Genomic DNA, 24,264 nt, shown 5'->3' on the forward strand with positions numbered 1-24,264 from the left:
GGGCGGAGGCCCCGCGGCCGACAAGCGGTTCGTCACACGCTCACGAGGCCGCGCCGCACGCCTTCCCGTAGAGCGGCGGCACGACTGGACACCCCGAGTTTCGAGTACAAGGCGCTCAAGTGGAACTTCACGGTATTCTCGCTGATGTCGAGCTTGGCGGCGATGCGCTTGTTCGGATCCCCATTGGCGAGAAGCACGAGGACGTCGCGTTCACGCGGAGTGAGCGGCTCGATGTCGACAAAGTCGCCACTCGCCCGTTCGAGCGTCGTCACCTCCGCCAGCGAAACGTCGGCGAGTTCGAGCGGCAAGACGGCAAGGCCGACGAAGGCCGACGCCAACCCCGCCGAGAGTTCCTCGGCGGTCGCGTCGAACGGCAGGAGAGCCCAGCCGGACGGGCGAAGCGTGCGGACGAGCGCGAACGTCTCCTCGTCGGCGCCGAGCACCACGAGGGCGGGCGGCGGCAAGCTCGGCAGCACCTCGACGAGCCGCGCGAACGCCGCGTCCACCACGAGGACGTCCGCACCCGGAGCGGCGTCGAGGTCCAGCGGGGACGCGAGCTCTCCGACGATCTTGGCGTTCGGCAGCAAGGCGCGCAACTCCGCGCGCACCGACGGTGACGCCGCGCCGATCAGTACGCGCGCGCCCGCGTCCGTCACGCCGCCCTCGCCTCACGCAAGCGCACCACGACGCTGGACGTCGCGCCGCCCCGCCACACGTCCAGCGTCAACTCGCCCGCCGCCGTGAGGTACGCCCGAAGCGCTTCGGGATGAGGCAGGAGTTCGCCGTTCGCCGCGAGAATCACGTCGCCCACGCGCAATCCCGCTTCCCGAGCGGCGCTTGCGTTCTCCACGAACGTCACGATCACGACGCGACGTCCGTCGAGTCGCGCGCTCGCCGCGCCCACGCCCAACTTCACCTTCGGCGCGTCGAGGTTCGCGAGCCAAGCGTGCGCGACATGCGCGGGCACCGCCACGCCGAGACGTCCGCCCCACACCATGCTGTTCACGCCGATCACTTCACCCGAGGCGTTGACGAGAGGTCCGCCCGAATTGCCGGGCGCGAGGCGAACGTCGCTTCGCACGAATTCGCGAGGTGCGCGCCCGAACCTCACTTCGCCGAGCCCGCTCACGACGCCGTGGGTCAGCACCCACGGACGGCCCCACGGGTGGCCGAGCGCGAACACGAGCTCTCCGAGGCGAAGCGCCCTCGAGTCTCCGACGCGCACGAAAGGCAGAGAAGCCTTCGTCTCCAGCAACGCGAGGTCCAGGGCAGGATCGCTCGCCACGACACGCGCTTCCATCCACGAGCCGTCCTCACGTGCGAGCTTCACGTCGTTTCGTCTCGCGACCACGTGATGATTCGTCAAGACGCGCACGCCCGACGGTGAAACGCTCCACACGAACGCGCCGCCGTGACCACGTCCGGACCGCACGTGCAGCACGGACGCTTTCAAGTCGTCGAGCCACTCCGGCACTTTGGGAATCGACGCGAAAGGCATGCTCCTCACCGCTCCCTGGCACCCAACGTCACCTGCACGCCGAGAGGTTGGCCGCCGCGCAGCACGCCGAGCACGACCGTTTCGTTCGCGCCGCTCGTCACGCGCTCCATGAGCGCTCCCCCGGAGTCGAGCGCCTCGCCGTTCCACGTCAGCAAGACGTCTCCGAGCAGCAGGGCGGCGGCGGCGGGACTGCCGCTTTCGACGCCCAGCACGAGCAAGCCCACGTTGCCCGTTTCGAGCTTCACCTCTTGGATGTTCACGCCGAGGAAGCCGCGCGGCGTCGATCCGTGCGCCGACAAGGACGTCGCCACCTCCATCGCTCGGGCAACGGGCACCGCGAGAATTTCGCCGCGCGACACGCCCGCGTTCACCAAACCGACGAGGGCGCCGCGCGCGTTCACGAGCGCGCTTCCCGAGAAGCCCGGGTAAGGCGCGGCGTCCGTGCGAATCCACACGCCACGACCGCTCGAACGGCGCCTCGGCCCGCGCGGCGCTCCGTGCGCCTCACCGCTCACCACGCCCGACGAGACCATCGGCGATCCCCCGGGCTTGGCGACCGCGAGGACGATGCTTCCAAGGCGCGCCGCTTCCCCGACGTCGATCGCCGGGGCGTTCAGACCGCTCACCTTCACGAGGGCGAGGTCCGTTGCCGCGTCCCGTCCCGTCACGGTTCCTTCCAGCCGCTCACCTTCCCACTGCACCGTCACCGTGTCGCTCATCAGGACGTGCTCCACCGTGAGGACTTCGCCGCTTCTCACGACGACACCGCTGATGGGTCGGCTTTGCGCTCCCCATACGGTCACGACACTCTTCAAGGCCGTTTCGGCCGCGTCTGCCAGTGCGTTCGAAAACGCCGTCACATCGAAGTCGTTCATGAAGTCAGTGTGCGCTCCGAGGAGCGGCGGCGCCTCACCTGTTCGGGCGGGCCACGGCTCTTGGCCATCCGAAGCCTCGAAGCGGTAAGCGAACGCCCGGAGCAACAGCAGAAATGGCTGTTGCTCCGGGCGACATTTGTTGGGAAGGAAGGTCTGGAGTTACTTCACGAGGCGCTTGTTGGCCCGAGCGATGGAAATGAGTTCGCCGACCGTGTATCCGCCGTACAGCACCTCATTGCGGGCGCGGTCCACGGTGATGCTCGGAACAGGGTCGCGCACACCCTCCACGCTCATTTCCCAGCCTTCGGGCGTTCCGTCCACAACTTCGCCGATGGTTAGAATGCGCTGCTTTTGCATAAGACCAGCTTAACTCGATGTGACGCGACGTAGGTGAGGCGAAGCGCCGAGGGAGAGCAGAAACATGAGCGCCCCGCTTCCGGAGAACGTCAAGGCAACGTCACGTGTACAGCCGGGGTCGGGCTCGACGGGGAAGCGACAGGAACACGCGCGCACTTCTCGAAGTCGAGGCTCACTCCTGGCGAGGGTCACGCTCCAGCAACTGCTCGAGCAGCTGCCGCAAGCGCACCGTGTCTTCGTGCTCTTGCGCGCCCCGCACTTGCGCGGCGGCCGCGAACAGAGAGTGCTCCATACGCCGAGACGGAATGAACGCCAGTGGCGTCACCAAGAACAAGATGCCGCTCAGCCACGGCGACACGAACGCCAGCACGGCCGCCAACGCGTATCCGAGCACCATCAGTCCCTGCCGCCGCGTCACCATCCGCACTACCTCGGGATCCAAGTCCGGATGCGCGAGACGGCCCGGCGCGAGCGCGTACAACACGTTCACGAGGCCGACCAAGGTCGCGGCCGTCAAGTTGAGCCCGAACACCATGTGTACGAGCGGCACGCTCGGGTACTCGCCGAGCGCCCCCGTCGAGAAAGGCACGAGCGCGACGAGCAGCAAGTACAGCAATCCCGTGGACGTGAAGACGAGGTCGCTGCGCCGCAAAAGCGCGTGGTAGTACTGGTGGCCCGTCCACAAGACGCCCAGCGTGAGGAAGCTCACCGCGTAACTCACGAGACTCGGCAACACCTCCTGCAGATGCTCCGGAATGTCGGACACGGCCAAGCCGGAGGGAAGGTGCACCTCGAGGACGAGCAGGGTCATGGCGATGGAGAACACCGCGTCGGTGAACGCTCCGAAGCGTTCGGTGGACAAGCCCAGGTCTTCGGGTTCGGCCTGTCCGCTGAAGGCGAAGCGGCGAACGAGGCGCATCAAGCGTGGCCTCCGCGTCGTGAACGCAGCGCGCAAACGTATGGCATACGTCACAGCTTACACGCCCCTCACGCGCCGACGTGCCGTTCGAGGGCTTGACGGGTCGCTCGCCGCGCGGGTCTTCGCAGGAGCGCCCGTCACGAGCGGGGTGGGGGATGCGAGCAGAGTTCAGCATGACCGCGTCACGTCCGGAGGTGCGTACGATGCCGCCGAGACCGTGAAGCGCTGCTTGAGGCTCGAAGCGTGTCCGAGCTCAGGTGAGCCGCGACGACCACTCGCCGGAACCTTGCTGTCGGGCCTTGACCGCCGACGCCGCTTCTCCAAAGCTAGAGGTGATCACGCCGACTCGGCGTTGCCGACTTCTCGAACGCTTCATGCAAGGCGCGGACTTCCCGTGCAATCGGCGTGGCGAAGTCAGGCGAGCGTGACGTGAAGACCGAGGGTGGCGGCGAGGCGCGTCAATGCGAGGCGAGTGCTGTCGAATCCGTCCGTACCCGCGCGTGTGATGGTGATGGTCGAGACTTCGACACCTCGAAGGTTGCGCGTGGTGTTGAAGGTCCAATCGGCTTGGTCGAGCTCGGACACGAAGTCGGCGTGGGAGTTGAGCGCACCAAGCTCTTCGGAGGTGTGCTTCCGCGTGAAGATCAGCGTGACCACGCCTCACGGTAGGCGTCCGAGAATACTTCGCCCTATGAACTTTCCGACACGCGCGTCGCAGGACAAACGTCGTCGCTCGTGGATACGCAAAGCCCACGCGACGTGGCGTGGGCGGTGACCGTCCTTCACTCGGGACGGGATGGTCGACTTGTGGATGATTCAGTGTACCTGTTTTCCAGGGCAGGTCAGCGCGCTCGGCCACCGCCGCACCGACTCGTGCGTGAGGGCAGGGCGCGGCGGTCGTTCCTGCCCTCGCGCTCCCCTCGAAGGCCGAGCATGCGGGACTAATATGGAGCCATGCTCGACCTGCCCTACCGGCTCGGCTTGACGGCCCCGGTCATTCAGGCGCCCATGGCGGGAGTGCAGGACCACCGACTCGCCGCGGCCGTCAGCGACGCGGGCGCGCTCGGCTCGCTTCCCGCGGCCATGCTCGATCCGGAGGGTCTGGAGCGGGAACTCCGCGCGTACCATGAACTCAGTTCCGGTCCGCTCAACGTCAATTTCTTCAGCCACACACCGACCGAGCCTGACCTCGCGCGCGAGGCTGCCTGGCGAGCCGCGCTGCAACCGTATTACGAAGAGTTCGGGGTCACCGCCGAGCCGTCCTCGGGGTCCGGTCGGCGCCCGTTCGATGGGGCGGCGGCGGACGTACTCGAAGCGTTCCGGCCTGCTGTGGTCAGCTTTCATTTCGGTCTGCCTGCTCCCGAATTGCTCGCCCGGGTGAAGAGTTGGGGCAGCTTGGTGTTCTCCTCGGCCACCACCGTCGACGAGGCGGCGTGGCTGGAGGCGCGCGGGGTGGATGCGGTGATCGCCCAGGGCCTGGAGGCCGGTGGACACCGCGGCATGTTCCTCGACCGTGACGTCACGACGCAGGTCGGCACCTTCGCGCTCCTGCCCCAGATCGCTCGGACGGTGGGTGTTCCCGTTCTCGCCGCAGGCGGCATCGTCGACGCGCGAGGCTTGACGGCGGCGAAGGCCCTCGGGGCCAAGGGGGTCCAGATCGGCACCGCCTTGCTCTGCACGAACGAGGCGACGACGAACTCCGTGTACCGAGCGGCGTTGCTTTCACCGTCGGCGAGGCATACGGCGCTGACGAACGTGTTCTCCGGGCGTCCGGCACGCGGCATCGTCAATCGCGCGATTCGTGAGCTCGGTCCTTTGAGCGACGTCGTGCCGGCGTTTCCCCTGGCAACGTCCGCTCTGGGGCCACTTCGGGCCGCCGCGGAGGCGCTGGGCCGAAACGACTTCACTCCCTTGTGGTGTGGCCAGAACGCCGAGGGTCTGCGGCGCGCTTCGGCAGCGGAGGTGATACGCGACTTTCTGGAAGCGTGGCACGAAGGTTGATTCGTCAAAGCGCTTCATGACTGCCCTGACGACAAACGAAGCGCGCCTCGACTCGCCCGAATTCGATAGTCTTTCGGCGCGTTTTCCCGTTCCACGCGAATCACGAGGCGAGAGCACGGCCCTGGCTGTGGCTTCGCTATTTTATTTCTCGTCGTTTCGAGATGTCGCCGTTGGCCTCATGCTGCGTGAGCACGTTTTCGAGGTGAGGCGGTCGATGATCGGCCTCGGCGATCAGGAGGGGTCGCCTTTTGAAGGAAGCGATATTTTTCGCTTCCTTCACAGATCGTTTATGTAAGACTCATGGTATGGATCTCGTCGACTTCGAAGCCGCTGGAGCGTTCGGTCTCGAGGGAGGCTGACGTGACCGCCACCGCCCGCCGAATCGTCCGTCTCGATACGTACGAACCCGAAGAGACCGACATCCTCACCATCTACCTCGCCGCGCTCGACATTCGTCAAGCGACGCTCGACGAACCTCACCACGTGTGGGCGATCACGTCTCTGGGCCGGGAGCTTCGCATCACCGAATACGGCTATCCCACTCGGGAGGCAGCCATCGCGCACGCCGCGCACCTCGTCGTCGGCGTCCGCGCCCATCTCGAGGCGTGCTTCGCCCGCGAATTCAATCTCGATTTAATCGAGAACCGCGAACTGAATTGATCGCCCGCCTCTCGGCGTACCGCACGACGGCGCGGAAAACCTCCTGCCAGCCTTGACGGCATGACGACGACTCAGTGCGAACTCCACAAGCCTTTCGCGGCATTGACACGCCGTTCGAGCCCTTCGGACCTCAGGCGAGCGTGCCTCGGGCGACCGAACGCTCCAGGCTTGGCGAGGGTGGCGCGAGACGCGTCTCGGCCCCGCTCTCGGTGCGTGGCGTGGCAAAGAAGAACGCGAGCGCCAGCAGGACGTACACCGTGATGAGCAGGACGCCCTCGAACCACGTGGTCTCCCCGTCGCGGGTGATGCTGTTGACGATGAGCGGCACGGCGAAGATCGCGAAGAGTTCCAGGGGGCTGCCGAACACGAGGTTCATCGGGTGCCCGATAAAGTACGACACGATGACCAGCAGGGGCGCCGTGAGAAGCGCGACTTGAATGGTGGCGCCCACAGCGATACTGATGGCAAGGCCGATGCGTCCTTGCCGCGCGAAGTACGTGGCGCCCACGTACTCGGCGAAGTTTCCGACGATGGCCAGCACGACGATGCCAAGGAAGAACGGCGTGAGCCCCAGGGCTTCCGAGGTCGCTTCCAACGCGCCGGACACCAGCTCCGCCTCGACTGCCACGAAGACCGTCGCCACGACGAGCACAAGCACCGAGCGGCTCAGCGGCCACACGGGACCGTGATGGGGCGCGTCGTCCTCCAAGCTGAAGACGTCGCGGTGCGTCACCAAGGTGTACACGAGGTTCAAGAGATACACGAGAATCAGCACGACGGCCACGCCGAGGCTGAGGTACTCGTCGAGGTTCGCGAGGGCTCCCGTGCTGGGCGCGGCGAACGCGCCCGTGCGCTCGGTGTAGTCGTAGATGGCGGGCAGCACGAGCGCGAGGACGAGCAGGACCAGCATGCTGGCGAGTTGCTGCGCGCCTTGTCGGTTGAACGTCTGCCGTGGCCGCCCGACACTGCCCGCCAGCACCGCGAGCCCGAGTCCGAGCAGGGCGTTACCGATGATGGAGCCCGTGATCTGCGCCTTGACGACGGCGGTATTCCCCGCAATGAGGACGAAGATCGCCAAGATGAGCTCGGCCATGTTGCCGAACGTGACGTTCAGCAGACCGCCGATGGTGGGACCCGCTACGCCCGCGATGCCCTCGGTGCCCTTGCGCATCCAATCCGCGAGGGGCACGATGCCGATCACGGCCGTCACGAATACCCACAAGGGTGGAGCGCGCACGACGTACTCCAGCACGAGCGACACCGGGACGAACGCCAAGAGTAGATTCATGAGCATGCGCCTAGCGTACCGGGCGAGGCGGTACTCACGCGCTTCGTTCATTGTTCACGTTCGACGTCCGCCTCGCCTCGTGCCCGTTTCACCGTCGGAAGAGCAGCGCCTCTCCGGCGGCCGCTCATGATTTCGGCCGACCCGTTCTTGGCGCTCTGGTTGTTTTAGTGATTCGCGAAAACGCTGCCATTCCCTAAAAGAACTCCCTCTGAGAGGAAGTCCTCTGCTGGTCGAGGCGGCGAAATTCGAACGTCCGATTCCTCCCACCCCAACTCGGACCAACCGCTTTCGGCTTCTGACGCCGTAGAACCGTCACAGGTAACGAAGGTACGCTTCCGGGTCCGCGAGGAACTCGCGCATGAGCCGCACGTGCTCCAGCTCTTCGTACACGGCTTCACGTACGCCTGACGCGTCGAACAACAGGATTTGCGCGGCCGGCAAGGCCAAAAGCATCGGCGAATGCGTCGCGATGATGAACTGCGCTTCCGCCCGTACGAGATCCTTCACGAGCGACATGAACGCCAACTGCCGCGAGGGTGACATCGCCGCTTCCGGCTCGTCGATGAGGTGAAGGCCGCCTGGCGTCAGTCGTGCTTGAAAGAACGCCAGGAAGCTCTCTCCGTGCGACCGAGCGTCCAAGCCGGGGCCGTATAAGGCGGTCAGTTCGCCGATGGCTCGACGATACGGAAAGGCCCGACGAGACTTCGAACCTTCTGCCGCTTCGATGCGCCGCACGTTCTCCTGGGCTTCGCTCAGCATGCGGTCGGCGCGACGCACGAAACCGAAGTAATCTTCAGCGCGCAGGAACAGACCGCGTCTCGTGCGACGCGACCAGGAGAGCCGCAAGTACGGTTCGAGTTGCACGGCGGCGTGAAGCGTGGGGTCATCCCCGGCTTCGTGGGCTCCCGCGGTGGGCAGTTCCGTCGCGCGCGCCAGCGCTTCGAGGAAGGTAGATTTTCCGCTGCCGTTCTCTCCGACGAGCAGCGTGACGGGTCGTGTCAGGGAAACGTCGAGGGCGTCCCGCACGAAGGACAGCGAGAAGGGAAACCCGTCCGGAAGCGGCTCGCCATCTGGGTTGAAGCGCAATCCGGTGAGGTGCATGTCTCACTGTACTTGTGAAGCGCGAACGGGGCGCAGGCGTGGCTCGACCCGACAAAGCGGCGCACTCCCGCGTCCGGAGGAGCAGGGAGCGGCACGCGACGAACAGAGTGCTCGTAGAAGACTTCGGATCCCCCTATAGTCACGACATGGAAGTCGAGTCGTTCTACCGTTACCTCACGCAGGCCCGCCGACGCCTCTGGACCACCCTGCGCACTTTGCCGGACGAGGACCTGTCGAAACCCGTTATCCCCACGGATGGCGCGCGCTGCATCAAGGACCTCGTGAAGCACGTCGCGGTGGTGGAGGACGGCTGGTTTCGAGGCGACTTGCTCGGCCAGCCCTTCGTGCTGGAGAGCTTCGGTCCCGAACCCAGGTCGGCTGACGAGTACTGGCACCACGAGACGGAGTCGCTGGAGTCGCTGCTCGCCTACTGGGAAGCGGTGGAGGCGGACACCCTCAAGCGCTGGCCGGACCTGATGGCCGTCGTCGCGTCGGGCCGCCGCGTCAAGGCGTTCGATGACCAGGATGTGACCGTTTCGGCAGACGAGGTGATGTGGCACGTCATGCAGCACGAGGTTCGCCATACCGCCCAGATCGTGCAGATGGTTCGTCTGCTTGGACACACCCCGCCCTCGCTGGACCTCGTGTTCCTCACCGCGCGTTGAGCCGAGCCCACGCGGCAACGCCGAGAAGAGCAAGCTCGATAGAATCGACTTCGACCGTCGTCAGTAGGAGGTTGCATGAACACGCCCGTACAGCTCGCGCCCAACCTGCACCAATTGTCCCTCGGTATGGTCAACGTGTTTTTGATCGAGCACGAGGACGAACTCGTCCTCATCGACACCGGCGTGCCGGGAAGCGAAATCCTCATTCTCGACGGAGTTCGCGCGTTGGGACGCCAACCGCAGCAGGTACGGCACATCATCGTGACGCACTTCCATCCGGATCACGCTGGTAGTCTCGCCGCCCTGAAGGAGCTCACGGGCGCGACGACGTACATGCATCCCCTCGACGCCCGCATCGTTCGTGAAGGCTTGTGGCGAGAGCGAGCCGTGATGCCCGCCCCGGGCTTCGAGGAGATGTTCGCTCAAGTGGTGATGGCACCTCAGGCGTTTCCGCGAACGGCGGTGGTGGACGTGGAAGTTCTCCCGGGCGAGGTCTTGCCGATCGCGGGCGGCTTGAAGGTGCTTCACGCGCCGGGCCATTCGGCTGGGCAGATCGCGCTGCTGTGGAGTGAGCATGGCGGCGTGCTGTTCGCGGCGGACGCCATGGGAAACATGCGAGGCTTGCACGACCCGATCTTGTTCGAGGATCTGGAAGCTGGGCGTGGAACGCAACGTGCGCTCGCCGCGTTGGCGTTCGAGGTGGCGACGTTCGGGCATGGAGACGCGATTCGTGAAGGTGCGTCGCGTGTGATCAGGGAGCGCTGGGGAGCTCCGGGAGCCGTTCCGGAAGCGTGAGGGCGGCAGACACGAGAAAGTCCGTGCGTTGGTTCATGACGGCCACCCTGCAAGGGGCGACGCGCGCGCACCGCACGAGGCTCGAGACGCGCAAGCTTCCAGCCAACCCGAGCGGGCGGGTTCCCGTCGCGCTTCGGCAACAGGCTCATTCGTCGGCACGTGCGCGAGGAGTGACACAAGGTGCTGGCACGCGGGAGTGGAGACGACGTACCGAATTCACGACCTGCGGCACACGTTCGTGACCCGACTGATCGAGGCGGGTGCAGACCCGAAGACGACGGCGGACCTGGTGAGGCTCACGTTGTCGCCGTACACGAGAGCCGAGACCCGGAAGCGGACGCTGTTGCTCTCCAAAGACGAGGAAAAGCAGGCGATCTGAGATTCGGAGGGGTATTGATGGGGTAGAAAACAAAAAAATCAGGAGGGGAAATTTCCCCTCCTGCTGCTGGTCGAGGCGGCGAGATTTGAACTCACGACCCCTACCACCCCAAGGTAGTGCGCTACCAGGCTGCGCTACGCCTCGCTTCGACGCGAAAGCAATGAATGCTTCGCTCCCAGCAAAGTGGAATATAGCCCAGCTCGCAACTCGGGTCAACCCCGGCGGCGCCTTTCGCCTTGGAGTATCCTGTCCGCCATGAGTCTTTCCTTTGAGCAGAAGTTGGCCAATTACGCCGAGCTCGCCGTGCGCGTGGGGGCGGGACTTCGGACCGGACAGCGCCTTCTCGTGCAATCTCCCGTGGAGTGCGCTCCGCTCGCGCGCGCGATCGTGCGCGCGGCGTACGCGGCGGGCGCGAGCTTCGCGGACGTGCGCTGGGACGACGACGACGTGGTGCTCGCGCGCTTCTCGATGGCGCCCGAGGCGTCGTTCGACACCATCAGCAAGTGGCGGGTGGACGCCGAGCTCGAAACGGCGGAGGCGGGTGGCGCGGTCATCAGTATTCGCGCGACGAATCCGAACTTGCTGGCGAACGTGGACTCGAAGCGGGTCGCGGCGCACCAGCGGGCGCTCGGCGCTTACCGCAAGCCGTACATGCAGCGCGTGATGACGAACAGCCTCAACTGGAACCTCGTGAGCGCTCCGATCGCGGCGTGGGCTCAGCGGATGTTCCCGGACGTGTCGCCCGAGGCGGCGGTCGCGGCTCAATGGGACGCGATCTTCGCGGCGACGCGCGCGGACCAGGAGAACCCCGTGGCGTTGTGGCGACAGCACAACGCGGATCTCAAACGCCGCAAGGACCTCTTGACCTCCAAGCAGTACCGCGCCCTGCACTTCAAGGGAGGCGAGACGGACCTCACGGTGGGACTCGCCGAGGATCACGTTTGGGGTGGCGGCAGCAGTCTCACGCCCGACGGCATCGAGTTCACGGCGAACATTCCCACGGAGGAAGTGTGGACGGCGCCGCACCGAGACCGAGTGGAGGGCGTCGTGGTGAGCACGAAGCCGCTGTCGTACAGCGGCGTCCTCATCGACGGCATTCGCATTCGCTTCGAGGGCGGGCGTGTCGTGGAAGCGACCGCGAGCAGCGGCGAGAGCGTCTTGAAGCAACTGTTGGAGACCGACGAGGGCGCGCGTCGTCTCGGCGAGGTGGCGCTCGTGCCGCACTCCAGTCCGATCTCGCGCTCGGGGCTGTTCTTCTATAACACCTTGTACGACGAGAACGCCGCGTCGCACATCGCCATCGGAAGCGCGTACCGCTTCAACGTGCAGGGCGGCGAGCACATGACGACCGAAGCGTTCGCGGCGAAGGGCGGCAACGACTCCCTGACGCACGTCGACTGGATGATCGGTTCGGCCGAGATGGACGTGGACGGCCTTCGCGAGGATGGAAGCCGGGAGCCCGTCATGCGCGCGGGCGAATTCGTGATCTGAACGGCGCGAACAGGCAAGGGAGGGTCGAGTTCGACCGTCCCTTGCCTGTTTCTTCATCTGGCCTCAGCACCTCCAGAAAACTTCCCGTCACGCTGAAGGCATGAAACACATGATGTTGGTATCGGCGTTCGCCGTCTTGACGAGTTGCATGGCGGTCGCCCAGGACGTTCGGCTCAACCGCGTCGCGGGCGGCCTTCAGCAGCCCCTCGACGTTCAAAACGCCCGCGACGGTTCGGGGCGCCTGTTCGTGGTGGAGCAAGGCGGTCTCGTTCGAGTGGTGCAAGGCGGGCAGGTGTCGAAAGAGCCGTTCCTCGACGTGCGCGACCTCACGCGAGCAGGGGGCGAGCGCGGCTTGCTGGGCCTCGCCTTCGATCCGAACTTCAAGGCGAACGGCCGCTTCTTCGTGAACTACACCGACGTGAACGGAAACACGGTCATCGCGCGGTACACGGCCAGAGGCGACCGTGCCGACACGAATTCCGCGACGGTCCTGTTGCGCGTCGCACAGCCGTACGCCAACCACAACGGCGGCGGCCTCGCCTTCGGACCGGACGGAATGCTGTACGCGGGCCTCGGCGACGGAGGAAGCGGCGGCGATCCCCAGAACAACGGGCAGAATCTCGGCAGTCTGCTCGGCAAGTTGTTGCGCCTCGACGTGAGCGGCGACCGCGTCGCCATTCCGAAGGACAACCCCTTCGTGAGCCGCGCGAACGCGAAACCAGAAATTTGGGCGTACGGGCTGCGCAATCCGTGGCGCTTCTCGTTCGATCGTCAAACCGGAGACCTTTTCATCGCGGACGTCGGTCAAAACCGTTTGGAGGAAATCAACTTCCAGCCGAGGAGCAGCAAGGGCGGCGAGAACTACGGGTGGCGCCTCAAGGAAGCGTCGGACTGCTTTCAGCCGCGCGCGAACTGCAATCGGGCGAGCCTGACCGACCCGATCTTGGAGTACGATCACGCTCAAGGCGTGTCGGTCACGGGAGGGTACGTGTACCGCGGCAAGAACGTCCCGAGCCTCGCGGGACGGTACGTGTACGGCGACTTCGGTTCGGGCGTCATCTGGGCGGCGACGCGCGGCGAGAACGGCAAGTGGACGTCTCGGCGTCTGCTCGACACCGATTACTCCATCTCGGCGTTCGGGCAAGACGAGGACGGCGAGTTGTACGTCGCCGATTACGGCTCGGGCAACTTGTACCGCTTCGCCAACCGCTGAGGACGGCGCTTCAAAACCGAGTGCCGTCCGTGAGCCAAGTCATGTACTCGGGAAGGCCCTTCTCGATGGGAAGCGCGACGATCTCGGGCACGTCGTACGGGTGGAGTTCGAGCAAGCGCGTCTCCAGAGCGTCGTACCGAGCGCGCGTCGTCTTCACGAGCAGCAACGTCTCGCTTTCCTCGGCCACTTCCCCTTCCCAGCGGTACACGGACTGCAAGCCCGGCAAGACGTTCACGCTCGCGGCGAGCCGCTCCTCGACAAGGGTTCGCGCCAGGTTGCGGGCGGCATCGGGCGGGACGGTCACGAGCACGACGATGGGCATGACAAGAAGATAACGCGAAACACCCCTCTCCCCGCGCGGGGAGAGGGGCCGCAGCGCACCTTCGCGCAAGAAGACGAATTACCGGTTCATGATGTGAATCGCTTGCTTGTGGACGTTCTCGGCCGCTTCCAAGATGCTCTCGGAGAGAGTGGGGTGCGCGTGGATGGTGAGGCTGATGTCCGTGACGGTCGCGGCCATCTCGAGCCCGAGGCCCACTTCGGCGAGAAAGTCACTGGCGTGCGGCGCGACGATGTGAGCGCCGAGCAGGAGGTCCGTGTCGGCGTCGGCGATCATCTTCACGAAGCCGTCGGTGTCGCCGAGCGTCATGGCGCGGCCCGACGCGGACAGCGGGAAGTTGCCGGTCTTGACGTTGTAGCCTTTGGCTTTCGCTTCGGCTTCCGTGAGGCCCACCCAGGCGAGTTCGGGCGTGGTGTACACGACGGCGGGAATCGCCACGACGTCCATCGCGCTCTTCTTGCCCGCGATGACTTCCGCCGCGACCAAGCCTTCCTTCATCGCCTTGTGCGCCAGCATGGGGTTGCCGACGACGTCCCCGATCGCGAAGATGTGCGGCACGGTCGTGCGCATCTCCTTGTCGACGGTGATGAAGCCGCGATCCGTCGTTTGCACGCCCGCCACGTCGAGACCGAGACCGCCGCTGCGCGGTCGACGTCCGACGGCGACGAGGACACGGTCGAACACTTCGACGCGCTTCTCGCCCGTTTTCACGTCTTCGAGTTCGACGTGCAGTTCGCCGTTCTTCTCGGTGTAGCCATTGGCTTTCGTGCCCGTCTCGATCACGATGCCTTGCTTGCGCAACACCTTGGCAAGTTCCTTCGCGGCGTCCGCGTCGGCGGCAGGCACGACTTGTGGCGCGAACTCGATGACTTTCACCTTGCTGCCGAGGTTGTTGTACACTTGCGCGAATTCGAGGCCGATGGCGCCCGCGCCGATGGCGAGCATGCGCGCCGGAACCGGGTCGGGCACGACGAGCGCGCCCGTCGAGTCCACGATTCGCTGCTGATCGACCGGGAAGGGAGGCAGCGCCGCCGATTCGCTGCCCGTGGCGACGATGATGTTCGAGGCGGTGACTCGCTTGTCGCCGACTTGCACGGTGTGCGCGTCGAGGAACGTCGCTTGTCCGACGAGGTGCGTGACCTTGTTCGCCTTGAACAAGCTTCCGACGCCGCCCGTGAGGCGTTTGACGATCCCGTCCTTCCAGCCGTTGAGCTTCGCGATGTCGAGCTTCATCTCGCCGAACGTGAGGCCGAAGTCCGCCGCGTGCTTGCTGGCGCGGATCTCCTCGCCCGCGTGCAGCAAAGCCTTCGTGGGAATGCACCCTATGTTGAGGCACACTCCGCCGACATTCCCCATTTCCGCGCACGCCACCTTGAGCCCGAGTTGCGCCGCGCGAATCGCGGCGTGGTACCCGCCCGGGCCCGCGCCGATCACCAAGACGTCGTAATCCATACGGAGCTCAGTGTAACGGGAAAGCATCGGCGGGAATTCTCGCCGACGCGACCATTGGAAGACCCTGAAGGCGCGACCCGTGAAGTCGACCAGCCTCGTCGGTGAATCAGGACGTCCGGCGAACCGGGAATTCGGCCGGAACGTGACGTCAAGGCTGTCCGAGCACTTCATCACGCTCGCCGCGAACAGAACGGCCGGAAGCCGCAACGACGCGTGCCGAACGCCATCCAGTTACAAGCAAGACGCGCGGAGCGTCATGCCGTTTCCACCCAGGCGATGCCTTGCGAGCTCACCACGGGGGGCGCCGCCAACATGGTGTCCTCGTGCGCGCGGATGTCTTGCAGGAACGGAAAGTCCGAGGGTCGCACCGGGACGGAGAACAAGGGCCGCACGGGACGTGTGGCGGCCCATTGGTGCGTCCACGCCTGCCCGCTCGGCAAGGACCTGGGAGGTTCGGCGTGAAACGCGTCACGCGTCAGGACGTACACGCACCCTTCTTTGAACGGGGACACCTTCAGCGCGTCCGCCGTGATCGAGAAGAAGTACCGTGTGGCGCCGAACTCACCCTGGGGATGCTCGAAGCGCACGGCGGCGTTCGCGAGCGTCATCGGGACGCGTTCACGGTCCAAGATCGCGAAGAACATCGACCACAACCCGTCGCTCGCCGCGTACACGGCCTCCTGGGCGCCGAACGGCGAGACGTCGCTCGCGCGACGTGGCTTCAACTCCGTCAGCCCCGACACTCCCGAGCCGTGCAGCAGCAAGCCTCGCGTGTCCGTCAGCCAGCACAGAAACGGCCACAGCGGCGTGACGTCGGCATCGGTCGGCCACGCTCCGAGATGCAGGGCGCGGTGAAGCACGCGCGTGAAGTGGCGATCGTCGGACGGCGGGAAGGCGGGGCGTTGAAGCCAAGGAGTGAAGTGCGTCGAGGGCATACGCTCGTTATACGGAAGTGCAACTTGAAACGGGCACGTCATTTTTGAGTTCAAACGTCGCTCGGGTCACTGGGCGTCAGACCGAGCCGAAGCGTGAACGCTCGCCGACCTTCGCCCGTGGCGTCCGATCGTGTCAAGACGTCGCGCCACAGCGCCTCCAGCGTCCGTTGAAGCGCCGCGGCCTCGGACGGAGTCAGGCGAACGGTCGACCACGAACTCCACAAGCCGAGCTCGTCGATGGGCGCCTGCGCGGTCACGGAGGGCGCGGTGGAGGTGAAGTCGAGGCTGACGTGCCCTTCGGTGGTTCGGTGCACGAGCGCGCCCCCGTTGGTGCTGTCCGGCCGTTCGTTGAGGTAGGCACGAACGTACGCCCGGGTGAAGCGTCGTTGCTCGTTTCGCTCGACGATTTCCCACGCCGCCTCCAGGTCCTCGAAACTTGTCGTGGCGAACGGCACGAAGAAGCGGTCGGCGGTGGAGCGGTAGTACTTCACGGGGCGTCCGCGCCGTGGTGACGTGCGGGCGACGTGCAGCAAGCCGAGGCGCGTGAAGCGCCGCGCGTGATACAAGGCGCGGCTGAGGGACGTGTTCGTTTCACGCGCGGCTTCCGTGAGAGTGCAGTCGCGCGCGAGGTACGGATGCAGGTGCGTGAACGACGACGGGTCCAGCAAGGCCTTGGCGGCGTCGGGGTCACGAATCCACCGCCAGGTGGAAGGGTCGGGCACCGCGTCTGGCATCCTCTCATCCTAGCTCTCCTGCTCGAAATCGAGGGACTTGGCGACCTCCCTTCGCGCTCGTCCCGCTCGAACCGAGCTTGGACAACCTTTTCATTGGTGCGAAGTGGGACGAAGCGCTCCATGTCCGCCGGGCTCGAAGTGTTGGGTCGGGGCCGAGCCTTGAGTGAATGCGAGCTACGCGCCGAGTTCCTGCAATGGGCGGGCGGCAGTGGCGGACGGTGAAGCGGGCGGCGTGGTTCGGCCGATTTCGTCAGTCGAGGTTCGTGCCGACGTCCACTTGGCGTTCAAGAAGCGGGCGTGCCGCCTGATCACCTTCAAGCGGCACGCCCCGGATACTGGGCCGTTGCGAGCGGCGCTCAACGGCCGTTGGTGCTGCTCTGCACCGCGGAACGGTTCGTGAGGGCACCCAGGTCCAGCAGGTAGTTGCCGTTGCTGGGCAGCATGATCGTCTGCACGCCCGGCGAGAGCTTCTCGGCGACCGTCAGCTGAATGATCTCGGGATTGGCCTTGAGGGCCTCACCTCGAAGCTTGAGCGCCTTCGATTCCCCTTCGGCGCGGGCGACGTTTGCTTTCGCTTCGCCTTCGGCCTCCACGACTTTGCGTTGCGCGGCGATGTTGGCTTGCTGAAGTCGGTTGCGTTCCACGGCGACTTGCTGTTCGGCCGTCTGCTTTTCCTCGATGGCCTTGGCGACCGATTCGGGAATGCGCAGTTCGCGCAGCAGCACCGAGTCGAGTTCGAGGTGGTTGCGTTCGAGCACTTCGCGAAGTTCTTCCGTGATGCGGGCTTCGACGGCTTGGCGCTGCGTGGAGATGATATCGGCGGCGTTGAACTGCCCGATGGCGTCGCGAACTTTCGAGCGGACTTGCGGACGAATCACGGTGATGATGTAACGCGGACCGAGTTGGCTGTGCAGCTGCGCGGCTTCGTCACGCTTCAAGCGGAACTGCACGGTGACGTCCGCGCTGATTCCCAAGCCTTCCTTCGAGCGCGCCTGAATGCTCTCGTCGGCGTTCGTTCCGTCCTCTCCGGTTCGTGACAAGGTGAGTTCCTGCAAGCGCGCGTCGTACAGAATGACGTTGTCCACGATGGGCGTGACGAAGTGAATGCCTTCGCTCAAAGGACGCTGTTTGACGCCGTTGAGCGCGCTGAACACGACGCCGACTTGACCGGCGGGAATGACGGTGAGCGACCCGCCGACGATCGTGACGATCACCCCAACGATCGCGAGTCCCCAGCCGAGGGCGCCGAAGGCGAGATTGCGTATCCGCGCGAAGATGGCCAACGCGATTCCTGCCACGACCAGCACGATTCCCAGATCAGCGAACATACACCATCATGTACGACTCATGGTCCGGTTTCGTTTCCTTCATCCAGGCAGGACAGGTGAAAGGCGGGCGGAACCAGACGTTCCGCCCGCCTTCGAAGGCCGGGTTACGGGGTTTGAATCGCCGCGAGCGGGTTGACGAGTCCGTTGCCGAAGAAGTTGTCGCGACCGTTAGGACCGAGGTCGGTGGCGGTGTCGGACAGCAACTTGCGCAGTTGCTCGTTCGTGAGGTTCGGCTTGGCCGCCCACACGAGGGCCGCCGCGCCCGACACGTGCGGCGTCGCCATGCTCGTGCCGCCGTAGTAGGCGTAATCGGCGGTCTTCACGGACAAGGAGCCCGTGGTGGACGCCGTCAGCGCTTGCAGCAACGCCTGCCCGTCGGCTTGCAGGATCGTCACGACGGGAATGCTCTTGTCGCTGCCCAAGTCCGCTCCGAAATCCCCGGCGCGGTTGTTGTAAATGATCGCGCCGATGGCGCCGCTGTTCACGGCGTTGGTGACCTTCTCGGCGAAGGTGCACGTGCCGCGCGAGATCAAGGCGATCTTGCCGCTCAGGGTGGCATCGATCGTGCCCACGCCGCACAACTGGTTGCTGGCGGTGGCCGTCGCGGTGATCACGCCCGTGACCGAGCTGACGGCCGAGCCGGTAGCGGCCTCCATGCTCGCGAAGGAGAAGCCCGGCACGCTCACCGAGCCGTCGCGGCCAAAGCCTACGGGCACGCTCGAAAGCACTTGATCGCCCGGCGCGACGAGTTCCTGCTTGGAGTTGTAGTTCGAGAAGCTCGCCAGGTCACCCTTCGCGTTCACGGCGCCCACCTTGATGACGCTGGGGTGATCGGACGGGTAGTGCGGTTCCTTGCTCGCGTCGTTACCCGCCGCGCCGACCAGCAGGGCGCCCATGTCGTACGCGGCTTGCATGGCGCGGCGTTCCGTGCGCGTCTCGTACTGCTCGGCGGCCGCTTTGGGCTTGCCGGAACCGAGCGACATGTTGATGACCATGTGCCGCTCTTCACCGAGCGCGACCTTGCCCGCGCACCACAAAACGCCCGCGATGACGTCCTCGGTCGTGCCGTACCCGGTGTCGCCGAGCACGCGCGCCGCGTACAAGTTCACGCTCGGAGCGACGCCGAGCACGCCGCCTTGCCACGTCATTTGGTGCAGCAGACCCGAGGACTCACTGCCGAGCTGAGCGGCGATCGTGCCGCTGACGTGCGTGCCGTGACCGTTGACATCGTTCGTGAAAGGGTCGTCACGTTGAGGCGAGTCCGCCAGCACGAAGTTCTTGTAGCCTTTCAAGGCCGCCGCGAGTTCGGGGTGGTCCCCGTCGATGCCCGTATCGACGACGCACACGCCGATGCCCGCGCCGCGCTGGTTCATGCCGTACAGTTGCGGCACGTTGAGGGCTTGATCGCCGTACGTGATTTCGCCTTGTTGGCTCCACGTGGCGTTGAGGCCGCCGAGGGTGCCGCCCGGCTTGCCGAGCGTCGTTCCGGCGATGGAGACGAGGCCGTCCGTGTCGGCGGCCGGACCGCCCGCTTGGTAGCGCAATTCCACGCGCTCGACGTACTCGACGCTGGGATCCGACGCGAGCTTTTGCGCGGCGGACGGGGTGAGGGTGACGGACGCGGCCTCGATGCGGTCGAAGGAGCGGCCGAGTTGTCCGCCCGCGCGGGAAATCGCTTTACGGTCGACGCCTTTGCCCGCTTTGAACCCCACGAGGTAACGGGCGGCCGTTTCACTGCGCACGCCTTGCGTGGCGAGGTCCGAGGTGGAGGCGGTGACGCTCGAAGGCGTCGAACCGCAAGCGGCGAGCGAAAGCGACAAGCCTAAAAGACAGATGGCACGGACGTTCTTCATCCCTACTCCTCGTGGTCGAACGCTCCGCGTGTGCGGTCGCCCGACTTTTCTTGCAATGTTGAACGATGCTAGCGCCCAGAATCTCACAAAAGGTGAGATATCCCTGAGAATATAATTAGAGAATGATAAGCGAAGCAGCAGCGTGAACAAAAAAACTCCCCGAGATGGGGAGTTCGAACGGCCTTTCGCCTCGTCAGATGCCTTCGAGCAGCAAGGTGTCCGGGTTTTCCAGCAGACGAATGACTTCCTTGCAGAAACGTGCGGCCTCGGCGCCGTCCACGAGGCGGTGATCGAAGGACAGCGAGAGGTACATCATGTGCGCGACTTCGATTTCGTCACGATCGTTCACGATGGGACGCTTCTGGATGGAGTGGATGCCCAAGATGGCGGCGTCGGGCACGTTGATGATCGGGAATGAGAAGAGCGCCCCGATCGAGCCGATGTTCGTGACGCTGAACGTGCTGCCGGTGAGTTCGTCCGCCGAGAGCTTGCCGTCTCGCGTGCGGCCCGCGAGGTCCACGACTTCCTTGGCGAGTTCGACGATGCTCTTGCGGTCCACGTCACGCAGCACGGGCACGAGCAGCCCCGCTTCGGCAGCGACCGCCATGCCGATGTTGTAGTACGACTTGTGGACGATTTCGCCCGTCGCCTCGTCGAAGGAGGTGTTGAGGCTCGGGAACTTGCGCAGGGCCGTCGCGATCGCCTTGAAGATGAACGGCAGGTAGCTGATCTTCGCGCCCGCCTTCTCCGCGTCGTCCTTCACGCGGGCGCGCAGCGCGACGAGCTTCGTCATGTTGACTTCGTCGACGGTGAGCGTGCGAACGGTGTAGAGGTGCGACGCCTGCATCGCGTTCGAGATGACGCGGCGCATGCCACGAAGCGGCGTGCGCGTCTCCAAGTGCTCGTAGCCTTTGGGCGTCTTGTACTGAGGCGGCGGCACGGGCAAGCCGGATCCGACGGGAGCCTTGGCTTGCTGCTGCGAGGCGCGTTCCTTTTGCATCGCGAAGGTGTGCACGTCGGCGACGCGCACGCGCCCGTTGGGCCCGCTGCCCTTGACGTCGTTCAAGTCGACGCCGAGTTCGCGGGCGAGTTGACGCGCGGCGGGCACGGCGAGGACGCGGCCGTGCGCGTTCGAAGGAGCGGTCGAGGCTCCGGGAGCCTTTCCGAGCGCGGGCATCGTGATCTTGTCGTCGCCCGCGAAGGCCTTGAAGAGACTGCCGTCGTCGCCCTTGTCCTCTTTGACGCCCGCCTCCACGATCGAGCGCTCCTCGACGGCCGTGACGGGAAGCTTCGCCGTCGTCGTGGCGGGGCTCTCGGCGGTCGTCTGCAGCGCTTGCTGAGCGGACGCGCTTCCCGCCGCCACGAGTTCACGCGCGGGCGCCGCCGACGCCGCGCCGACCGAGTCCTCGATGATCGCGAGGGCCGAGTGCACGGCGACGATGTCGCCTTCCTTCACGAGGCGCTTCGAAAGCACCCCGGCGTACGGAGACGGCAGTTCGACCGTCACCTTGTCCGTCATGACCTCCACGACGGGCTGGTCCTTCTCGACGCGCTCGCCTTCCTGGACGAGCCACTTGAGGATCTCGCCTTCCACGACGGATTCGGCGAGTTCGGGCAGGAGCAGTTCCTTGGGCATTGAGACTCCTTGAAATCAGAGGGTGGATCAGAGGAAGAATCGGACGACGCCGAACACCACGAACAGACCGCCGACGATTTGGTTCACGCGGTCCTCTCGGCCGTTCAGCCAGATCGCCACGCCGAACGCCGCGAAGAGAACGCCGATGGCGACGCTCTCCCACGGCGCAGGCAGGCGAAGCGCCCCCTGGTACAGCGCGAACCCGGCGGCGAGGCCGAAGATCGACAGTAGGGGGCGCGACAGGTCGTTCACGCGTACCCGAGCAGTTTCGCGGCGGCCCGCACCATGCGGTTGGGGCCGGGCAGGTAGATCTTGTCTTGCACGTACGGGTAGGGCGTGTCGAAGCCCGCGACTTGCAAGACGGGAGCGAGCAACTGATCGAACAGCTCCTCTTGAATCGAGTACGCGACCTCGCCCATGAAGTTCGAGATGCGCGGCGCTTCGGATACGAGCAGAACGCGGCCCGTCTTCGCGACGCTGGCGAGGACCGTTTCCTTGTCCCACGGCACGAGAGAGCGCAAGTCGATCACTTCGACGCTCACGCCTTCGCCTTGCAGGGCGGCGGCGGCTTTCATCGCGTCGGGCATCACGCCGCCGTATCCGACGATCGTGAGGTCCGCGCCTTCTTGGCGCACCTTCGCCTTGCCGAGTTCCACGACGTAGTCCTCGGCGGGAATGTCTTCCTTGAACGCGCGGTACAAGCGCTTGGGCTCGAAGAAGATCACCGGGTCGTCGCTGCGCACGGCGGCCTTGAGCAGACCGCGCGCGTCGTACGGCGTGCTCGGCATGACGACCTTGAGGCCGGGCGTGTGCGTGAAGTAGCTCTCGGGGCTTTGGCTGTGGTGGTGCCCGCCGCGCACACCGCCGCCCGAAGGCGTGCGAATCACGAGGGGCGCCGTGAACTGCGCGCCCGAGCGGTAGCGAATCTTCGCGGCTTGCGAAATGATCTGGTCGAAGGCGGGGCCCATGTAATCGGCGAATTGAATCTCGGCGATGGGCCGCATGCCGCGCACGGCCATTCCGACGGCCGCGCCGACGATGCTCGCTTCGCTGAGGGGCGTGTCGAAGACGCGCTTCTTGCCGAACTCCGCTTGAATGCCCTCGGTGGCGAGGAACACGCCGCCGCGCGCGCCGACATCCTCGCCGAAGAGCACGACCGTCTCGTCGCGGCGCATCTCCTCGCGGATGCCGAGGTTGAGCGCCTGGATGAAGTTGAGGCTGAGGGTGCCCGTGGCGGAGACGGTCGTTTGTTTTTCTTGCAGGGCGGTCACGACGTCACCTCTTGCTCGGCTTTGACGAACGCGCGCTGCTCGCCGATGTGAACGGGTGTGTCCGAGTACACGTCCTCGAACATGACGTCCCAAGCGGGAAAGCCGCTGGCATCCGCGTGGTCGAGGGCGTCGTCGATTTCACGGTTCGCCTCGGCGACGAGGGCGGCGCGGTCCACGGCGACGCCTTCGGCTTTGAGAAAGCGCTCGAACCGGTCGATGGGGTCCTTCTGCTGCCAGAAGGCGACTTCTTCGCGCGAGCGGTACTGCTTCTCGGCGTCGGCGTCCGCGTTGGAGTGCGAGCCGACGCGGTACGTGAGGCACTCCACGAGGGCGGGGCCTTTGCCCGAGCGCACGTCCTCGGCGACTTGCTTGAGAACGCTCATGACGGCCATGACGTCATTGCCGTCCACGTAGTAGCCAGGCATGCCGTACGCCCTCGCCTTGATGGCGATGTTCTCGGCCGCCGTCTGACCTTTGAAGTCCACGGAGATCGCCCACTGGTTGTTTTCGCACACGAACATCACGGGCGCCTTGTTCACGCCCGCCATGTTGAGGCCCGCGTGCCAGTCACCTTCCGACGTCGCGCCGTCGCCGAAGGTGCACACGGTGATCTCGTCCGTGCCGAGGTACTTCTGCGCCATCGCCGTGCCCGTCGCAGGCGCGACTTGATTGGCGATGCTGGAGCTGATCGAGACGAAGTTGAAGTTCTTGATGCCGAAGTGGTGCGGCATCTGCCGACCTTTGTTGAGGTCGGCGTTCGTGCCGAGGCACTGCGCGAAGAGGTCGCGCATGGAGACGCCGAGCCCGAGGGCGATGCCTTGGTCGCGGTAATACGGCCAGATCCAGTCGTGGCCCGCGCGCATGGCGCGCGAAAGGCCGACTTGGGTGGCTTCCATCCCGCTCGATTGCGCGTAGAACGTCGTGCGCCCTTGACGCAGGATGGTGATGAGCTTCTTGTCGAATTCCCGGGCGCGGATCATGTCGCGAAGCACCGCGACGAGCTGGACTTCCGTCAAGTCCAACGTCCACGTCCCGATTTTTCTGCCGTCGTCGCCCACCAAGCGGATGGGCGTGTCGGTGAACGGCTGATGCATGTGGCCTCCTCGAGAGCGAACCGCTCGCGTGACTCACGCCACGGAGGCGGTCTAACGCCCGTTAGGTAGTATACGACCTTCGAGGCGTTCGTCTTCTGGATACCACACAAGCGCTTCGTTCAGCGGCGCTTGATCAAGCGCGCGCGAACGGGCACGCGACGTGCGCGCGCCTCCGCGTCCCGCTTCGCCTTCAAGACTCCGAGCAAGCCCGCGAGCGCGCCGAGGGCGCTCACCATCGTCACCACGTCCGTCTCGTTCATGTCCGCAGTGTGCCAGTCGCAACGTCAGGGCGCGTGAACGATTTCGCCAGCGACTGTTGAGGCGAGCTTGAAGCGACTTTGAGCGAAGGCGCGCTTTGCGGCGCGCGGTATTTCACCAT

At 65.3% G+C, this 24,264-nt stretch carries 26 protein-coding genes and 1 tRNA gene; 7 read left to right on the plus strand and 20 right to left on the minus strand.

All coding sequences use genetic code 11. The features are described 5' to 3' along the window. Window positions 1-32: 32 nt before the first annotated feature. The 6 genes from DES52_RS23600 to DES52_RS16085 all read right to left on the minus strand — a co-directional run bounded on the left by DES52_RS23600 (window position 33) and on the right by DES52_RS16085 (window position 4,306). Window positions 33-656: a helix-turn-helix transcriptional regulator gene (locus DES52_RS23600; protein WP_110887847.1), complete on the minus strand. Its 624-nt coding sequence runs from the start codon at window positions 654-656 to the stop codon at window positions 33-35. After that, window positions 653-1,498, minus strand: coding sequence for a S1C family serine protease (locus DES52_RS16065; RefSeq protein ID WP_110887848.1), 846 nt, complete (start codon window positions 1,496-1,498; stop codon window positions 653-655). The genes DES52_RS23600 and DES52_RS16065 overlap by 4 nt, the downstream gene beginning before the upstream one ends. Window positions 1,499-1,503: 5 nt before the next feature. Beyond that, the gene (locus DES52_RS16070) at window positions 1,504-2,373 is read right to left on the minus strand and encodes a S1C family serine protease (protein WP_245901069.1); all 870 of its coding nucleotides are present in this window, start codon (window positions 2,371-2,373) and stop codon (window positions 1,504-1,506) included. A gap of 159 nt (window positions 2,374-2,532) precedes the next feature. Further along, entirely contained in the window at window positions 2,533-2,730 is a 198-nt protein-coding gene (locus tag DES52_RS16075; protein WP_110887849.1) for a hypothetical protein, read from the minus strand. Window positions 2,731-2,902: 172 nt separating this feature from the next. Continuing rightward, window positions 2,903-3,649 carry a TMEM175 family protein gene (locus tag DES52_RS16080; protein WP_110887850.1) on the minus strand — a complete coding sequence of 249 codons (747 nt, stop codon included), beginning with the start codon at window positions 3,647-3,649 and terminating at the stop codon, window positions 2,903-2,905. A 414-nt stretch (window positions 3,650-4,063) separates the two neighbouring features. After that, a complete protein-coding gene (locus DES52_RS16085) occupies window positions 4,064-4,306 on the minus strand; it encodes a hypothetical protein (protein ID WP_110887851.1) in 243 nt (80 codons plus the stop codon). A 297-nt stretch (window positions 4,307-4,603) separates the two neighbouring features. On the opposite strand from DES52_RS16085, the gene DES52_RS16090 reads away from it, so the two are divergent. From DES52_RS16090 to DES52_RS16100, 3 genes are all read left to right on the plus strand, one after another. Next, complete coding sequence (locus DES52_RS16090) at window positions 4,604-5,650, plus strand: NAD(P)H-dependent flavin oxidoreductase (RefSeq protein ID WP_110887852.1); 1,047 nt, start codon at window positions 4,604-4,606, stop codon at window positions 5,648-5,650. A gap of 16 nt (window positions 5,651-5,666) precedes the next feature. Continuing rightward, window positions 5,667-5,945: a hypothetical protein gene (locus DES52_RS16095; RefSeq protein ID WP_110887853.1), complete on the plus strand. Its 279-nt coding sequence runs from the start codon at window positions 5,667-5,669 to the stop codon at window positions 5,943-5,945. 65 nt (window positions 5,946-6,010) lie between these two features. Beyond that, window positions 6,011-6,310 carry a hypothetical protein gene (locus tag DES52_RS16100; RefSeq protein WP_110887854.1) on the plus strand — a complete coding sequence of 100 codons (300 nt, stop codon included), beginning with the start codon at window positions 6,011-6,013 and terminating at the stop codon, window positions 6,308-6,310. 130 nt (window positions 6,311-6,440) lie between these two features. Here DES52_RS16100 and cax read toward each other — a convergent pair whose 3' ends face one another. Both cax and DES52_RS16110 read right to left on the minus strand, forming a co-directional pair. Continuing rightward, complete coding sequence (cax, locus tag DES52_RS16105) at window positions 6,441-7,604, minus strand: calcium/proton exchanger (protein WP_110887976.1); 1,164 nt, start codon at window positions 7,602-7,604, stop codon at window positions 6,441-6,443. A 306-nt stretch (window positions 7,605-7,910) separates the two neighbouring features. Further along, the gene (locus DES52_RS16110; protein ID WP_110887855.1) at window positions 7,911-8,699 is read right to left on the minus strand and encodes an AAA family ATPase; all 789 of its coding nucleotides are present in this window, start codon (window positions 8,697-8,699) and stop codon (window positions 7,911-7,913) included. Between the two features lie 146 nt (window positions 8,700-8,845). Here DES52_RS16110 and DES52_RS16115 point away from each other — a divergent pair, with 146 nt between their 5' ends. Further along, window positions 8,846-9,364 carry a DinB family protein gene (locus tag DES52_RS16115; protein WP_110887977.1) on the plus strand — a complete coding sequence of 173 codons (519 nt, stop codon included), beginning with the start codon at window positions 8,846-8,848 and terminating at the stop codon, window positions 9,362-9,364. 75 nt (window positions 9,365-9,439) lie between these two features. Next, window positions 9,440-10,159: an MBL fold metallo-hydrolase gene (locus DES52_RS16120; RefSeq protein WP_110887856.1), complete on the plus strand. Its 720-nt coding sequence runs from the start codon at window positions 9,440-9,442 to the stop codon at window positions 10,157-10,159. A gap of 446 nt (window positions 10,160-10,605) precedes the next feature. Here DES52_RS16120 and DES52_RS16130 read toward each other — a convergent pair. Further along, window positions 10,606-10,682: transfer RNA gene (locus DES52_RS16130), tRNA-Pro, on the minus strand. 111 nt (window positions 10,683-10,793) lie between these two features. Between DES52_RS16130 and DES52_RS16135 the strand changes: the two genes are divergently transcribed. Beyond that, on the plus strand, window positions 10,794-12,029 hold the full coding sequence (locus tag DES52_RS16135; RefSeq protein WP_110887858.1) for an aminopeptidase: 1,236 nt from the start codon (window positions 10,794-10,796) through the stop codon (window positions 12,027-12,029). A 100-nt stretch (window positions 12,030-12,129) separates the two neighbouring features. Beyond that, window positions 12,130-13,242: a PQQ-dependent sugar dehydrogenase gene (locus DES52_RS16140; protein ID WP_110887859.1), complete on the plus strand. Its 1,113-nt coding sequence runs from the start codon at window positions 12,130-12,132 to the stop codon at window positions 13,240-13,242. Between the two features lie 10 nt (window positions 13,243-13,252). On the opposite strand, the gene cutA is transcribed toward DES52_RS16140, so the two are convergent. The 11 genes from cutA to DES52_RS23030 all read right to left on the minus strand — a co-directional run bounded on the left by cutA (window position 13,253) and on the right by DES52_RS23030 (window position 24,145). Beyond that, on the minus strand, window positions 13,253-13,564 hold the full coding sequence (gene cutA, locus DES52_RS16145) for a divalent-cation tolerance protein CutA (protein ID WP_110887860.1): 312 nt from the start codon (window positions 13,562-13,564) through the stop codon (window positions 13,253-13,255). 78 nt (window positions 13,565-13,642) lie between these two features. Beyond that, window positions 13,643-15,034 (minus strand): dihydrolipoyl dehydrogenase, encoded by a 1,392-nt coding sequence (lpdA, locus tag DES52_RS16150; RefSeq protein ID WP_110887861.1) that lies wholly within the window; start codon window positions 15,032-15,034, stop codon window positions 13,643-13,645. A gap of 254 nt (window positions 15,035-15,288) precedes the next feature. After that, a complete protein-coding gene (locus DES52_RS16155) occupies window positions 15,289-15,969 on the minus strand; it encodes a hypothetical protein (protein WP_110887862.1) in 681 nt (226 codons plus the stop codon). A gap of 50 nt (window positions 15,970-16,019) precedes the next feature. Further along, window positions 16,020-16,703 (minus strand): ArsR/SmtB family transcription factor, encoded by a 684-nt coding sequence (locus DES52_RS16160; RefSeq protein WP_110887863.1) that lies wholly within the window; start codon window positions 16,701-16,703, stop codon window positions 16,020-16,022. A gap of 356 nt (window positions 16,704-17,059) precedes the next feature. Beyond that, the gene (locus DES52_RS16165; protein ID WP_110887864.1) at window positions 17,060-18,031 is read right to left on the minus strand and encodes a prohibitin family protein; all 972 of its coding nucleotides are present in this window, start codon (window positions 18,029-18,031) and stop codon (window positions 17,060-17,062) included. 104 nt (window positions 18,032-18,135) lie between these two features. Next, complete coding sequence (locus tag DES52_RS16170; RefSeq protein WP_110887865.1) at window positions 18,136-19,884, minus strand: S8 family serine peptidase; 1,749 nt, start codon at window positions 19,882-19,884, stop codon at window positions 18,136-18,138. Window positions 19,885-20,077: 193 nt separating this feature from the next. Further along, entirely contained in the window at window positions 20,078-21,520 is a 1,443-nt protein-coding gene (locus DES52_RS16175) for a dihydrolipoamide acetyltransferase family protein (RefSeq protein WP_110887866.1), read from the minus strand. A gap of 27 nt (window positions 21,521-21,547) precedes the next feature. Further along, window positions 21,548-21,772, minus strand: a complete 225-nt coding sequence (locus tag DES52_RS16180; RefSeq protein ID WP_110887867.1) for a hypothetical protein — start codon at window positions 21,770-21,772, stop codon at window positions 21,548-21,550. Next, entirely contained in the window at window positions 21,769-22,791 is a 1,023-nt protein-coding gene (locus DES52_RS16185) for an alpha-ketoacid dehydrogenase subunit beta (RefSeq protein WP_110887868.1), read from the minus strand. The genes DES52_RS16180 and DES52_RS16185 overlap by 4 nt, the downstream gene beginning before the upstream one ends. Further along, a complete protein-coding gene (locus tag DES52_RS16190) occupies window positions 22,788-23,885 on the minus strand; it encodes a thiamine pyrophosphate-dependent dehydrogenase E1 component subunit alpha (RefSeq protein WP_110887869.1) in 1,098 nt (365 codons plus the stop codon). Before DES52_RS16190 ends, DES52_RS16185 begins: the two co-directional genes overlap by 4 nt. 119 nt (window positions 23,886-24,004) lie before the next feature. Next, entirely contained in the window at window positions 24,005-24,145 is a 141-nt protein-coding gene (locus DES52_RS23030; RefSeq protein ID WP_170131099.1) for a hypothetical protein, read from the minus strand. Window positions 24,146-24,264 lie beyond the last annotated feature (119 nt).

The sequence above is a fragment of the Deinococcus yavapaiensis KR-236 genome, from assembly GCF_003217515.1.
Lineage (GTDB): Bacteria > Deinococcota > Deinococci > Deinococcales > Deinococcaceae > Deinococcus_A > Deinococcus_A yavapaiensis.